General features: G+C 39.8%; 12 protein-coding genes and 1 riboswitch. Of the genes, 5 read left to right on the top strand and 7 right to left on the bottom strand.

Annotation, left to right across the window (positions count from 1 at the left end):
• Window positions 1-6: 6 nt before the first annotated feature.
• The 3 genes from M3226_RS25770 (at window position 7) to M3226_RS25780 (ending at window position 4,059) form a co-directional block, all read left to right on the top strand.
• Window positions 7-1,551: a spore germination protein gene (locus M3226_RS25770; protein ID WP_251571556.1), complete on the top strand. Its 1,545-nt coding sequence runs from the start codon at window positions 7-9 to the stop codon at window positions 1,549-1,551.
• Window positions 1,548-2,711, top strand: coding sequence for a Ger(x)C family spore germination protein (locus tag M3226_RS25775; protein ID WP_251571558.1), 1,164 nt, complete (start codon window positions 1,548-1,550; stop codon window positions 2,709-2,711). Before M3226_RS25770 ends, M3226_RS25775 begins: the two co-directional genes overlap by 4 nt.
• Window positions 2,712-2,937: 226 nt before the next feature.
• Complete coding sequence (locus M3226_RS25780) at window positions 2,938-4,059, top strand: GerAB/ArcD/ProY family transporter (protein WP_251571560.1); 1,122 nt, start codon at window positions 2,938-2,940, stop codon at window positions 4,057-4,059.
• A gap of 34 nt (window positions 4,060-4,093) precedes the next feature.
• Here the strand turns inward: M3226_RS25780 and M3226_RS25785 are convergent, their stop codons facing one another.
• From M3226_RS25785 to M3226_RS25805, 5 genes are all read right to left on the bottom strand, one after another.
• Window positions 4,094-5,593 carry a DEAD/DEAH box helicase gene (locus tag M3226_RS25785; protein ID WP_251571562.1) on the bottom strand — a complete coding sequence of 500 codons (1,500 nt, stop codon included), beginning with the start codon at window positions 5,591-5,593 and terminating at the stop codon, window positions 4,094-4,096.
• A 227-nt stretch (window positions 5,594-5,820) separates the two neighbouring features.
• On the bottom strand, window positions 5,821-6,525 hold the full coding sequence (locus tag M3226_RS25790; protein ID WP_251571564.1) for an alpha/beta hydrolase: 705 nt from the start codon (window positions 6,523-6,525) through the stop codon (window positions 5,821-5,823).
• A 5-nt stretch (window positions 6,526-6,530) separates the two neighbouring features.
• A complete protein-coding gene (locus M3226_RS25795) occupies window positions 6,531-7,910 on the bottom strand; it encodes a UDP-N-acetylmuramoyl-tripeptide--D-alanyl-D-alanine ligase (RefSeq protein WP_251571566.1) in 1,380 nt (459 codons plus the stop codon).
• A gap of 89 nt (window positions 7,911-7,999) precedes the next feature.
• Entirely contained in the window at window positions 8,000-9,079 is a 1,080-nt protein-coding gene (locus M3226_RS25800) for a D-alanine--D-alanine ligase (protein ID WP_251571568.1), read from the bottom strand.
• A gap of 261 nt (window positions 9,080-9,340) precedes the next feature.
• The gene (locus M3226_RS25805) at window positions 9,341-10,117 is read right to left on the bottom strand and encodes a hypothetical protein (RefSeq protein ID WP_251571570.1); all 777 of its coding nucleotides are present in this window, start codon (window positions 10,115-10,117) and stop codon (window positions 9,341-9,343) included.
• A 248-nt stretch (window positions 10,118-10,365) separates the two neighbouring features.
• Between M3226_RS25805 and mgtE the strand changes: the two genes are divergently transcribed.
• Together mgtE and M3226_RS25815 are read left to right on the top strand one after the other, a co-directional pair.
• Entirely contained in the window at window positions 10,366-11,724 is a 1,359-nt protein-coding gene (mgtE, locus tag M3226_RS25810; protein ID WP_251571572.1) for a magnesium transporter, read from the top strand.
• A 198-nt stretch (window positions 11,725-11,922) separates the two neighbouring features.
• Window positions 11,923-12,516 carry a DedA family protein gene (locus M3226_RS25815; protein ID WP_251571574.1) on the top strand — a complete coding sequence of 198 codons (594 nt, stop codon included), beginning with the start codon at window positions 11,923-11,925 and terminating at the stop codon, window positions 12,514-12,516.
• A gap of 299 nt (window positions 12,517-12,815) precedes the next feature.
• Here M3226_RS25815 and M3226_RS25820 read toward each other — a convergent pair whose 3' ends face one another.
• Window positions 12,816-13,136 carry a hypothetical protein gene (locus M3226_RS25820; RefSeq protein WP_251571576.1) on the bottom strand — a complete coding sequence of 107 codons (321 nt, stop codon included), beginning with the start codon at window positions 13,134-13,136 and terminating at the stop codon, window positions 12,816-12,818.
• A 57-nt stretch (window positions 13,137-13,193) separates the two neighbouring features.
• Window positions 13,194-13,298: riboswitch (guanidine-I (ykkC/yxkD leader) on the bottom strand.
• A gap of 30 nt (window positions 13,299-13,328) precedes the next feature.
• Window positions 13,329-15,155 carry an APC family permease gene (locus M3226_RS25825; RefSeq protein WP_251571578.1) on the bottom strand — a complete coding sequence of 609 codons (1,827 nt, stop codon included), beginning with the start codon at window positions 15,153-15,155 and terminating at the stop codon, window positions 13,329-13,331.
• Window positions 15,156-15,245 lie beyond the last annotated feature (90 nt).

Here is a 15,245-nt window from a genome sequence, read left to right on the forward strand (position 1 = left end):
ACCACCATGCCCTTTTTTTCAAAAGAAAAAAAACAAACCCCAAACACCAATACTCCTGGACAAGTTTTTTTAGGAAAAGATTTTGATGTCCGATATAAATGGCTAAAGCAGTCATTTAATCAATGTTCTGATATCACCATCTATGAGCTAACCGCTAAACATACGCGCTGCGGGATTGTTTACTTACAGGATATGGTTGATGAAAGTTTATTTGATGAGCAAGTCCTTTCCTATCTCGCAAATGAGGATTTTGCCTCCTCACATCAGGAATTTATTCATAAATTACTTGAATTAAAATTGATTAGCGCTATGTCAAGCAGTCTACTAACAGATATGCAGAAGGCTGTGGAACTTGTCCTTGATGGAAATATATTAATTTTTTTCGAGGGTGACCCGCGGATGCTTGCCTTCCCATTACAAAAATTTGAGAAAAGAGCCATCAGTGAGCCGGCAAATGAAAATGTCATCAGAGGACCTAGGGAAGCATTTGTTGAGGATATTCATACGAATATCACCATGATTCGCAGAAGAATTAAATCTCCCGCTTTAAAAATGGAACAGCAGTTGATTGGTAAATTCACAAAAACAAAAGTAGTCATTGGATATCTAGAAGGAATCTGCAAGCCAGACATCATCGAAGAAGTGAAACAGCGAATTGGCCGTATTCAAATGGATGGAGTTTTAGGAAGCAGTTATATAGAAGAAAATATGGATGATTTCCCATTATCGCCTTTTCCGCAGGCGCAAAAAACAGAGCGGCCAGATGTTGTTGCTGCAGCCCTGCTCGAAGGAAGAGTGGTTATTCTTGTTGATGGCACACCTATCCCTCTTATTGTACCGGTTACCCTTACAATGTTTCTTCAATCACCGGAGGATTATTATCAACGCTATGTTTTCGCCAATTTCGTCCGATGGCTGCGAATGGGTTTTTTAGTTATATCACTGCTGTTTCCATCCTTTTATATTGCGTTGACGACCTTTCATCCTGTGATGATTCCATATGACTTGTTATTGAGTGTTGCAGCTGCAAGAGATTTAGTACCATTTCCTGCAATGGTGGAGGCATTTATTATGGAACTAACCTTTGAAGCATTAAGAGAAGCTGGGCTTCGGATCCCAAAAGCAATTGGGCAGGCCATTAGCATATTGGGTGCATTAGTCATTGGGCAAGCTGCTGTTCAAGCAGGAATAATTTCTGCGCCAATGGTCATTATTGTTTCTTTAACAGGGATTGCCTCCTTCATCGTACCTTATTTCGATTTCGGTTTTTCGATTCGTCTGCTTCGCTTTCCCATAATGATTTTATCGGGAAGTTTTGGCATTTTTGGATTGATGATTGGCTGTCTTCTTATTTATATCCATTTGGTTCACCTTCGTTCTTTTGGAATGCCATACCTTACACCAATTGCACCGATCCGCGCTAATGATTTAAAGGATACCTTTTTACGAGCCCCTTGGTGGTTATTGAAACGTCGTCCTTCGTTCGTTGGCACAAAGGATCATAAGAGATCTAATCTTAATTATCCATTTGTGGAGGAGGATGATGATTGAAGATAGCCCTTATTTTCTCAATCGTTATTTGCACGTTTTTTTTAACAGGATGCTGGTCTCGTATAGAAATAAATGAGCGAGCGTTTGTCTCAGCCATCCTAGTGGATAAAGGGAAAAATGGCAATATTGATGTAACCTTAACCTTTCCACTTCCCAATCGACTTGCTACAGGACAATCAGGCGGAACGCTGTCATTAGGGAAACCTTATGCAACCTTAACTTATTCAGGCACAAATATCTCACAAGCCTTTCATAAAATGCAGGTTGATTTGCCTCGGAAAATTAGTTTTGGACAAGCGAAACTTGTGATTATTGGACAAGAAATGGCCAGGGAAGGGATTACCAAAATATTGGAATTTATTATCCGTGAACCAAGCCTTAACATCAATCTGGCTATGTTTGTAGCACCCGGAAAGGCAAAGAATATTATTAACATGGCTCCAACCTTTGAACGGTCGCAAACAAGAATCCTGTTAGGTTTCACAAAAAAAGAAATTGCTCTATTAACCACACCCAAGGACTTTCTTGAAACAGTAAATGGTGATATGGCAGTCAGTATTTTAAAAGTAGGAAAACGCAAAATGGTTAGTGAAAATGGAAAAAAAGTTGTTTGGGTTGGTACAGATGGAGTCGCCTTATTCAAAAATTACAGAATGGTCGGTAAGCTAACATCTTATGAAGGAAGAGGGGCCTTGTGGCTCCGAAACACGATTAAACGTGCACTGGTCACGATTTATTCACCAACGGATCACAAGGAAGTTAACTTAACTGTATTGCAAGCAGCAGCAAAAATTCACCCATCAAAAAACGAGCCATATACGTTTGATGTTCACGTCAATGTCGAAGATGACCTTTCGGAATCGGACTCAACAATCGATTTCAGCAAGGAGAAAAATATTAAAAAATTAGAATTAATTGCAGAAAAAGATATTAAGGACAGGATTGGGGCAGCATTTACCGCCTCTAAAAAGGCGGGTGCAGATGTCTTTCAATTTGGTGAATATTTATCATGGTATAAACCAAAAATATGGAAAAAATCTGAAAGGAACTGGTCGTCACTTTATCAAGACAAAGTAAAAGTTAATATCTATGTAGATCTAAAGATAAAACGAAAGGGTTCAGAGAATAATCCATTTTGGACAAAGGAACTAAGCCCATGATTATCATTATTTTATTTTTCATTATTATCTCTTTTTACGAATGGAATTACCTTAAGAATCGAAAGCGAAAAAAAAGAACATTCTTCATTGTCTTATGTATCATGGGTGTTTCTTTCTGTTATTGTATTTCGACGCATCTTTTCAAGTATAGTCTGAATCCTAATGAATTAATTGAAATCCTATTTAGGCCGCTGCAGGAAAAGATAATAGGTTAGGTGGGGAATAGTTGAAAACTGAGGGGATCTCTCAACATCAAATCATCCATTTTTTAATTCTCTTTTTTTTCTCGACATTTGTTGGGTTTTCTTCGGTCCAACTCGTTAAAATGGCACAATATGATTCCTTAATTGTCATTTTTATCGGAGGGTTAAGTGCGGTTGCTCAAGCCATTATAGGAATAAAACTTGCCAACCGAAGACCAGATCAATTTATTGTGACTTATGGAAAAGAAATCTTTCCTTACTGGGTCCATCTCCTCCTTATGGGGGCAATGTTCTTTTTTTGCTTTCACGGCAGTGCCTTTATGTTAAGAGAATATGAGGACTTCATTATCCAAGTCTATTTGCCCGAAACACCAAACTGGGCCATCGGGATTCTCTTTGGTGGTACTGTCGCCATAATGGCTCGATTAGGTATCGTCACGCTATTTCGATCAGCTCAAGGTTTATTTTTTATCACCATCTTCGCCATTCTTTTAAACACGGTCTTTGTTGGGAGAGAGCTAAAATGGGAGCGTTCGATGGCTTTTATAACCAATCATGATTTCCAGGGTATTGTACAAGGAAGTTATTTTATTTCGCCCTTTTTCTGCGAGATAGTCCTATTAATTTTTATCTATCCCTATATTATGGATATAGAAAAAACAAGAAGATCCTTTTTCTGGGCGATATTCTATTCGATTAGTCTGATTATCGTCTATATTGGTTTTTTATTACTTCTGTTTGGTCCAAATTTAACGGCTCATTTAGCCTTCCCAATATTAGAGATGGTTCGTTTCATTAAAATTGCTGAATTTATTGAGAACTTAGATCCGCTCTTAATTGCCGTGTGGTCCACAATGGTTTATATCAAAATTAGTTTTTTCTTTTATTTGGCCGTTCATATTCTTGCCCAGTTATTAAAACTAAAAGATTACAGGCCCCTGACGTTTTCATTAGCAGCAATTGTCGTTTCCATGTCGGTAACTATGGCGGAGAACTTTGCAAGTCTTAGTGATGTTTATGAACACTCCTGGCCAACCTTCGCCCTCTGTGTAGAATCCATCCCTTTATTATATCTTCTGATGGATACCATTAAGAACTATGTGAAGAAGAAGTCGATGACCCCGGTTGAGAATAAAAAAACATAAAAGAGCAAGGACCTCGTCCTTGCTCTTTTTCCGTTTATTGATGATTATAGCTTCTTGGCTTTGATGACTTACCGCCAGTTCGTTTTTCACCGCTTCTTGGCTTTACCGGCGCTTTTTTTCGGTTACGATCAGAGCTGTACGAACCTCTGGAATCGTCTCTTCTGCGGCGGTCGCCACGGTCAAACTGTTTTCTATCTCTTTTTTGTGGCAGTGGAGATTCTTCTGTCAATTTTACAGGAGTAGTATCCGGCTCTTTTGTTAACATCTTTAATACAGCAGCCACAACAGTTTCAGCTTCATTGCCTTCTAGTAATTCCTGTGCTGCAGCTTTGTAATAATGAAGGTTGTTGGATTCAATTGTTTGAACAATTTTATCAACAACTGCACGTTGTTGACCTTCTAGTGCTTCATCAAGGGTTGGAGCCTGCATTCTTTCCATCTTTCTCTTCGTTGTTTTTTCCACAACAGCAAGGTAAGATTTCTCACGTGGTGTGATGAAAGTCATCGCAACACCCGTCTTTCCGGCACGACCTGTACGGCCGATACGGTGAACATAGCTCTCCGGATCCTGCGGAATATCAAAATTATATACATGTGTAACGCCGGAAATATCCAGACCCCTTGCCGCTACGTCAGTTGCAACAAGGACATCAACCGTTCCTTCTTTAAACTTTCGAAGGACTGACATACGCTTTGCTTGAGTTAAATCACCATGAATACCCTCTGCTGTATATCCTCTTAAAGTCAATGCTTCCGCTAATTCATCAACACGGCGCTTTGTCCGGCCAAACACAATGGCAAGTTCCGGTGATTGAATATCAAGAAGTCTTGTTAACACGTCAAATTTATTTTTTTCTTGCACTTCAATGTAATATTGTTCAATTAAAGGAACGGTCATTTCTTTCGTTTTTACACGAACAATTTGAGGATTCTTCATGAATTTTTCGGCCATTCTTTGAATTGGTCCAGGCATTGTTGCTGAGAACAATAGCGTTTGGCGGTCTGCAGGTGTTGAAGCAAGAATCGATTCAATATCTTCGATGAATCCCATGTTCAACATTTCGTCTGCTTCATCAAGAATAACCGTATTAACGGTATCAAGACGCATTGTTTTCCTATTAATGTGATCTAATACACGTCCAGGGGTTCCAACAATAATATGTGGAGCTTTCTTTAATGAGCGAATTTGGCGGCTGATATCCTGGCCACCATAAATCGGCAGCACGCGTACTCTTTTTCCTGCCCCGATTTTATACAGTTCTTCTGAAACCTGGATCGCTAACTCACGAGTTGGGGCGATAATAATTCCTTGGATGGCATCCATTTTTACGTCAACTTTTTCAACCAACGGAATTCCAAAAGCAGCTGTTTTACCTGTTCCTGTTTGAGCTTGCCCGATCAAATCTATACCTTTTAGCCCCAACGGAATCGTTTCTGATTGGATTGGTGTAGCTTCCTCAAAACCCATTTTGAGTACAGCTTTTAAAGTAGCCTGACTTATACCTAATTCTTCAAACTTTGTCAATGTTTTCATTCTCCTTCATCTATATAAAAAATATTTGGTATATAAGTGCTGAATATACAAACATACGCATCAAAATGCGGTAATTTCCACTTCTTTATTTTACCAAAAAAAAGACATTCTCCAAAAGAGTATGCCTTCAATCTTCGTTCTTTAGACACGTTGATGAATATCATACCACTGTTACTATTAATTTGCAATAATGACATCTTTTAAACCATCTTCAAGCCTTAAAAAGGCTATTTCTCCATTAAAAAATCAAACACTTGAGAAAACAGGGAATCCCGTGCCTCACAGTGGCATATAAGATGCTTGGAATGCTTGATATAGGTGAGTTTTTTCTGCCTTGCACTTATGGTTTGGAATAAATATTCAGCACTTTTGGGCGGCACAATCCCGTCACTCTCCCCTTGTGCAATGAAGGTTGGCACGTTTACCTGATGCAACAGAGGTTTAATAAAAGAAACAAGCCTGCGGAACTGTAAAGCAGCCGCAAAGGGTGTTTCTTTTATTTTTCTTTTATAACGGAGAAATAATTCATTCGCTCGTAAGTTTCCGTGCAGGGAATCCTTGGCTATTTCTTTTATGTCGACAGCTAACTGTTTCGGGTTCAGATAGAAAGCAGCTGTACTCAATAGAATCAGCTTTTTTACAGGATACTTGGCGGCGAGATAACTGGCTATCATACCACCCATTGAAAAACCAACGACATATACCTCGTTACAAGTATCAATCAGTTTCGATAATTCAGCCTCGGCATGATCAATCCATTCCTGAAAATGAACTCCTTTTAAGGAGCCGGGAACACCGTGTCCCGGCAATGTCGGAATACTAAATTTCCAATCTGTCCGTTCCTGCAAATACTCTGCCAGCGGCTCTACTTCATAAGGAGCACCCGTGAAGCCATGAATAAGTAAGCAGCCAATCACATTCTCACCGCCCATCCCCTTTACTTCTTTTGTAAAGCTTGAACAATCTCCTCTAATCTCATCCCGCGTGAAGCCTTAACAAGGACAAGTGTGGTTTCATCTACATATGTCTTTAATTTTTCAATCAGTTTTGACTTATCTTTAAAGGCAAATACTTTCTCTTCGCTTAAAGCCTGATGGGCTCCTTTGGCAATGTGGCTGCCTAACTCACCATATGTGAACAGATAATCAATTTTTTCCGGATTTAGTCCTGTCCCTATTTGCAAATGGTACTGCTCTTCCTCTGGGCCAAGCTCGAGCATATCCCCCAGCACGAGAATTTTCCGTTTGTATCCCTGAAGATTGGATACAAGTTCAATTGCCGCCATCATCGATGTAGGGCTGGCATTATAAGCATCGTTAATGATCTTTTCACCTTGTTTTCCTTCAACAAGTTCCATACGCATGTTAGTAAGCTTAATGTTAGCCAATCCTGCATTCATTTTTTCATATGGAATGGAAAAATAATGGGCGATTGACATAGCGGCGAGAGTATTCAATATGTTATGTGTACCAAGAACAGGCAGCTCAAAGACCGTATCCGAGACATTTATTTTAAAGGAGTTGCCTTGCTCAATTTGTGTTATATCCTTAGGATAGAGGTCATTCGTAGAATTTCGGCCAAACGTTTGGATATTAATGTTTCCTTTATATTCGAAAATCCTCTCCATTAATAAAGGCTCATCACCATGAAGAACGGCAAGTCCACCATCACGCAATCCCTGAAGTATTTCTAGTTTCGCTTCCGCTATTCCTTCTCTTGAACCGAGGTCAAGCAAGTGCGATTCTCCAATGTTAGTAATCACAACCGCATCAGGGCAGGCAAGTTTAGTCAAAAAGGCAATTTCCCCTCGGCCGCTCATTCCCATCTCAAGTACCGCAATTTCAGTATCTTCACTTAACCCTAAAACGGTTAACGGAAGACCCAGGTGGTTGTTATAATTTCCCTCGGTTTTTTGAACCTTATATTGAGTCGATAGTAAACTAGCTGTTATATCCTTTGTTGTTGTTTTACCATTACTGCCCGTAATCCCAACTACTTTGACCGATAATTCCTGCCGATATTTTCGTGCCATTTCCTGCAAGGCTACAAGACAGTCGTCAACAACTAAGATTGGCAGCCCTTGCGGTGGATTTGGAACATCCTTCTGCCATAGAGCCGCGGCTGCCCCTTTTTTGATTGCCTCTTCCACATGCTTATGACCGTCTGAACGTTCACCTTTAAAGGGTACAAATAAATTTCCTGCCTGAATTTTTCGTGTGTCGATGGTAACCCCCTCAATGATAACATCTGCAAAAGGGGTAATATCATTTATGGCCGAGGCCATTTCTGAAATCTGTTTCAAAGAACGTTTGATCAATTGGATACCCTCCTTTTTCTCATTATAAATCTACCCACATTTCTCAAATAGAAACGGACACGGCGTACAAGCCGTGTCTTAGTTTTTTATTAAAACGTATACTTAATTTGCTGTTTCTCCGCATGTCTTTCTTGTGCAAGCTGAACCAGGCGTTCAATCAGCTGTGGATATTCTAAGCCTGTATGCTTCCATAATAGCGGGAACATACTGAAAGGGGTGAAGCCAGGCATTGTATTTACCTCGTTAATTAACGCCTTGCCATCCTTTGTTAAAAAGAAATCTGCACGAACAAGACCGGAACAGTCTAGTGCCTTAAACGCACGAACAGCCATCTCCTTCATTTGTGCATATTCTTCTTCGGTAATATCTGCAGGGATAATTAGTGCTGTATCCCCGTCTTCATATTTTGCTTTGTAATCATAAAAATCCTTCTTTGGAACAATTTCACCAGCCACAGAACATTCTGGCTCATCATTGCCAAGGACAGCAATTTCAACTTCGCGGGCAACAACGCCTTCTTCAATTATGACTTTGCGGTCAAATTGGAAGGCTTCCTCAAAGGCTTTGTCTAACTCAGTACGATTTGTGCATTTGCTAATTCCGACACTAGAGCCAAGGTTTGCTGGTTTCACAAAACACGGATAACCAAGCTGCTCTTCAACACGGGAATAGGCGTCTTCCTTTGCCTTTGCCCATTCACTTTTAATAAAAGAGACATAGTTTACCTGCGAGAGCCCGGCTTGTGCAAAAATATTTTTCATCAGCACTTTATCCATCCCGGCAGAGGAAGCAAGAACACCATTTCCAACATACGGCAAATTGAGAAGTTCTAATAAGCCTTGGACCGTTCCATCCTCGCCGTTTGGTCCGTGTAACAATGGAAAAATAACATCAAGCTGCGCAGATTCTTGCTGATTGGCCTGAAAAAGAGCAGGTGCCAATGATAACGGTGATAATTGTGGCGCATTGGTAAATTCAAGTGCCTGCACATTTTCAACCGGCTCAAGTAACTGCGGCCCTTTAATCCACTGTCCTTCAACATTTATGTAAATTGGATAGATTTCAAATTTTTCAAGGTCTAATGCTCGGATGACAGCAAGTGCTGTTTGTAAGGAAACCTTATGCTCAGCGGATTTTCCGCCATATAATAACCCTAGTTTTGTTTTCATTACTATTCCTCCAAATTCTCATTCACATTATATTTTAACACTATACTAAATAAGATAGGAAATGTGGCTGACCTGTTTTTTAATGTTTTTTCTCATTGATTATTTTATGATACCTAGTGCTTGCTTCAATACAAATCTATCCACATTTTGTTATAGCTTCTATCACAGGGCTACCCGGAAATATTTAGATAAACCTATTGCAGACAATAGTCACTATTTATGATATGAAAAACAGTCCTGCTAGTAGGACTGTTCTGCAAACTATATGACATTGAGCTTCCACTCTTTGGTTCTTTTATCAAAGATTAGTTTAGCATGGTAAGGCTTATTGGAGATTTGTTGGTACTCTTCATACATATCATCCATATTGTCAAAATCACCCATGACCCAAATTGGAATGTCAATTCGTGTGCGCTGGTGTTCTGCATCCCGTAAAGAAATACAAATCCCCTCTTTCATAAACGGGGTTAATGAAAGCAGGATTTCTTTATTGACCTGCGGGTATGTCCGTTTCTTCCTAATCCCTAAAATGGATTTTTCAAGCTTTAATTCGCCAAGCTTACCTGCAATCACTTCACTTAGTAAATGAAAAAAGTCCTTAAAGCTTCGATAGTAAATTTTGTTATACCAGCCATCATCATGGGCTAGATAAACAAAACGGTTGCCGAGTTTGTTGTAAAAGGGCAACTTTAAATGCTGCTTCTGATGGCCGAGGAATAGTAATTCAGCTAACTCCTGACCTGAAAGTTCATTCAATACTTCTTCCTCTGTAAAATCAATCCAGCAAAAGTTTCCATATCCGTATACATCCTCGGCTGCTAACTTATCAATTCGGTCGTCCGGACAATATTCGAGTAGTGTATGCATATTAAAATCAGCATCATCAAAACGGTGCTTTAGTAAAAGCAAATGATTTAATGAACCTGAAAAAGCAGCAGCAAATTCGCTGAATTCAATACCGTAGGACATTACATACTGATCTGATTGATTAAGGTGTACATAGATGAGATCCCGTATGTCTTGATGATGCTTTTTCAAAGCCAAACTCCTCCGATCAACCACATGTAATATGTTAACGGACAGTTTCCATGAAACTTCCAATTATTCTTTGTAAATCCTTCCTTATTTTATCAAATTATAGGCCTAATAGCATATTTCATTTCTTTTACAAAAAATTTTCTTCAGTTACACATACTATTTTTATATATCCTACTCCTTATTATTTGTTCATCTACCATTTTTAACAGCTAATTTTTATCGGCACCCACAGAAAGGGGCAAATAAGTATGATAAAAGATATGACTGCGGATGAAATCAGCCTTTATATTATTAAAACTCTAAAGGATAACAAAAAGGCAGAATTTAAAGCCATCCTCGAGGAGCTCCAGCCCTATGATGTGGCTAAAATTTATGAAGACCTTCCGGAAAAGCATAAAGGGAGATTCCTACTTTATTTAGACACAGATGTCCTGGCAGATTTGATGGAGGAGCTTGATAAAGAGGAGCAGCTCGAGTTATTAAATATTCTTGGAATCGAAAAGACCAGTAAAGTTTTAGATCTGATGGACAATGATGATTTGGCCCTGTTGTTAAATGAATTGTCTCCTGAAAAGAAGGATTCGCTCCTATCTGGTATGAAAAAGGAAGAATCAAGTGCCGTTCGAGGCATTATGAATTATCCTCCAGAAACAGCCGGTCGAATTATGACCAACCGTTTTATTTGGATTCGTGACTATTTTACTGTCCGGGAAGCCGTAGACAAGTTTAAGGTATTTGCTGAGTTTGCTGAATCCATTAATTATCTGTATGTCATTGATGAGGCCCGCAAGCTTGTTGGTGTAGTTTCTTACCGAGATTTATTGCTGGCAGAACCGGAAGAAAAGATCCGTGAGATTATGTATGAACGGGTCATTTCTGTTTCGGCTGCAACTGACCAGGAAGTCGTCGCCCAAACGGCTGAACGGTACGATTTCTTAGCTATACCGATAGTCGATGAAAACAACGTCTTGGTCGGGATTGTGACGGTCGATGACATCATTGATATTTTCATCCAGGAGGCAAATGAGGATATTGAAAAATTATCGGCATCAGGGAAATCAATCGATTTTGAAACAAAAACCTTCGTAGCAGCCGCGAGGCGTTTGCCATGGTTGATTTTATTATTATTTATCGGTGTTATTTCGGGAAGGATTATTAGCAGTTTTGAGGAGACTCTGCAACGCGTGGTGGCGCTCGCCTTTTTTATGCCGATGATTGCCGGAATGACTGGGAATACCGGGACCCAATCGCTTGCAGTAGTAGTGAGGGGGCTGATTACACAGGATATCAATAGAAGGGTGATCACTCGCTTAATCGCACGGGAACTTGGTGTTGGGATCACCATTGGTGTGACCTGTGCGATTATTATCGCCATTATTGCTTATATTTGGCAGGGCAATTTAATTTTAGGGGCTGTCGTAGGTTCCTCCCTCTTTTTTACACTGATTATCGGCACCCTCGCCGGTACGATCATTCCTTTAATTTTATACCGCTTGAAGATTGACCCGGCTGTGGCATCAGGACCGCTGATTACTACTTTAAATGATATCTTTTCGCTGATGACTTACTTTGGAATTGCAACAATGTTTCTGAAGCATTTGATGTAATTTCACTATAAAAGATGAAACCTTTCGCTTATCTAATCGTTACTATAAATGTAATAATGAAAGCCGTCACATTCAAAAAAAAACGATTGATAATTATGCATGATTTCTTTAGTACCACCATATTGATTTCAATATGAGACAAACTGGTATAAAATAAGAAACATAAATTGTTAAAGAAGAAATAAGCGAAGGTGAACTATGACAGACTATATTAACTCAATTTTGGAATTCTTTTCGCAGTTAGGCTACTTTGGGATTGCTTTAGGACTGATGATTGAAATCATCCCCAGTGAAATTGTTTTAGGCTATGGCGGCTACATGATATCCCAAGGACATCTCAACTTTGTCGGTGCGGTCATTGCCGGAACGGTCGGCGGGACGATTGCCCAGCTCTTTTTATATTGGGCAGGTTATTATGGCGGAAGACCCTTTTTGGAGAAATACGGGAAATACGTCCTTATTAAAAAGAAACATATTGATGTCGCTGAACAATGGTTTGAAAAGTATGGTGCGGGGGTCATCTTTTCCGCCAGGTTTATCCCTGTTGTAAGACACGCTATCTCCATTCCTGCAGGGATTGCCAAGATGCCGGCCAGTAAATTTACTCTTTACACTGTCGCTGCAGTATTGCCATGGTCAATCCTCTTTTTATATTTAGGAAAGGCGTTAGGCAGCAACTGGTCACATGTAAAAGAGGTCGCACATCCTTATGTATTACCGCTCATTATCGCTGCTATTGTTTTAGGTGTGATCTATTATTTAGTCAAGAGAACGAAAAAAACCACCGATTAATTGCTCGGTGGTTTTCTCATGAGATAAGAAAGTATAAAAGTTTTTGGCTTTGAGAATTGTCTAGCTCCAGGCGCCATCGGCTCGAGGTCACAAGCTTATCCAGTTGCGGCTCCTTGGGACGCAAGTCTAGCCATCCCCTGAAGAAGGCAAAAAGCGCCTTCTTGCAGGGTACGTCTTAGCCTAGAGTCCCAGAACAGTCGCCTCCACATTTAGATCAATCCGTCCAAAAGGTTAAAAAACAACCTTTCAGCCGGCTCGTCTTGTGCTTGTCGCCGATAGGCAGGCGCCTTGCGCTTTTCTTATGTCGACTGCTTAGAGAATTTCGCTTGGGCCCAGGCATCAAGTTTTTTGATATGTTGTTTTCCAATCGTAAAGCCATATACAAGAAGCAGAATGATTATAAGCGTAAACATATCGATTCTTTTCGTTGAAATAAAATTTATAATCCCCATTAGGACTTGTGGGATGACTCCTGTTAGAGCAAATAAAACGGTTGCCACTTTAAACCAAAAGGCTGATTTGAGCCCATACCGTGCATACAAAAGAAAAAAAGTAGACGTCCAAGCTAGTACTTCAAGACTGACTAATATCACCCATTTATGTTCAAGCAATAAATCCAAGTAAAAAACTCCCTTCAACTCCATATTAAAAAGCCTGGAAGAACGCGTCACGACGCTTTCTCCCAGGCTTTTCTCCTTCCGTGTATACAGAAACCGCTTCTTCTGTACGTCTTCTCTCGGACCAGACTGACATCCTGCCACGGAACCCTAGAAAACCTTTTATAAATATGTTTTTTAGCAAAGCGGACATTCCTATTTTTTAAAATGATATGGAAGTGTCGCTACAATAACCTTCTTCTTAAAAATCAGGTAGGCCCGAATTAATAAACTTGATTGATTGTGAAGTATATTATGCCAGCTCTTTTTCGTAATAAACTGCGGAATCAACACGGTGACCCGATAATTGTTTTCGCTAGCTTTGTGCTCAACTGTATCAATGAACTTTGATAATGGGTGTAAGATGCTGCGGTAGTGAGACTGCAATGTCACAAGCCTAACATCTGGCTGCCATTTCTGCCATTTTTCCTCAAACCGCTTTTCGTCTTCCCTGTCAAAGGACACATAAACAGCAAAGATTTGGTCGGTTAGAGACTTGGCATAGTTGATAGAGTTTTCAACTACCTTTGTAATACCTGCCACCGGAACAATAATCACATTCCCTTGAACCGGCATCGCTTCATCTTCTGGATGGATTCGCAACTGTTCCCCGACTGCCTCATAATGCGAGTTAATTCTTTTAAACATAAGGACAATCAGCGGCAAGAATATAACCACAAACCATACCTGGCTGAACTTTGTAACAAAGAAAATAATTAAAACTGTTAAAGTGATAAGGGCACCAACTAAATTGGCACTTAGCTTTGCCACCCAGCCGGCAGGTTTTTCACGAAGCCATTTAATAATCATCCCTGTTTGTGATAGCGTAAATGGAATAAAAACCCCTACAGCATACAGCGGGATTAGATGCTCAGTCTGGCCCTTTGAAGCTATAATCAGAATGATGGAAGCCACTCCAAGTGAGACAATTCCATTGGAATAACCTAGACGGTCTCCTCGAATCGTAAACATTCTTGGCATGTACTTATCTTTTGCTAAAGCAAATGCTAAAAGCGGAAAGGCCGAGTACCCGGTATTAGCAGCTAAAACCAAGATCAGTGCAGTTGTCCCTTGAACAAAGAAGTAAAGATAATTTCGTCCAAAGGTTTCCTTAGCAATTTGTGAAACAACCGTTTCCTCCGCTTTTGGTGCAATTCCATAATAATAGGCCAAAAAGGTAATTCCAGAAAATAATAAAGCCAAAAGGGAGCCCATTAATATTAATGTTTTCGCCGCATTTTTAGGTGCCGGGTCTTTAAAGGTTGGGATGGCATTGGAAATAGCTTCTACCCCTGTTAAAGCCGAACATCCTGATGCAAAAGCGCGAAGCAGCAGAAACAATGTGATTCCCTGAACAGGTGCGCCAATTGGTGCATGTTGTGCGGAAGGAGTAATATGCCCCGTTGCAATTCTAAACAGCCCTATACCGATCAAAACGAATAGTCCAATCACAAACAAATAGACCGGATATGCCAATATAGAGGCAGACTCTGTTATACCACGCAGATTTAAGATGGTAATAAAAATAACTAATACACAAGCAATAAAAACAGAGTGTGCATGTAAAGCGGGAAAAGCGGATGTAATCGCATCTGTACCGGCCGTCACACTTACTGCCACTGTTAATATGTAATCAACTAATAAAGAGCCGCCGGCAATTAAGCCTGCTTTTTCACCGATATTTTCCTTTGATACGACATAAGCCCCTCCACCCTGAGGGTACGAATAAATAATCTGACGATAAGATAATATGAGTGCTGCTAAAAGGAATAATACTCCAATAGCAATAGGTACGGAATACCAGAACGCAACAATGCTAATGGTTGCTAATACAATTAGAATTTGTTCTGTCCCGTAAGCTACTGAAGACAAGGCATCTGAAGATAAAATAGCTAACGCCTTTAAAATACTTAACTTTTGCTCGCCTAATTCCGTTGATTTTAACGGACGCCCAATTAAAAAACGCTTAAAAGAAGAAAGCACGTGATTTCACCTACCACTTTTTGAAGTAGAATTACCGATTGATTTTAACATAACAGTGTGATCAATATGAAGTATTTCTTAAAAAAAACG

The sequence above is a fragment of the Neobacillus cucumis genome (assembly GCF_023715505.1).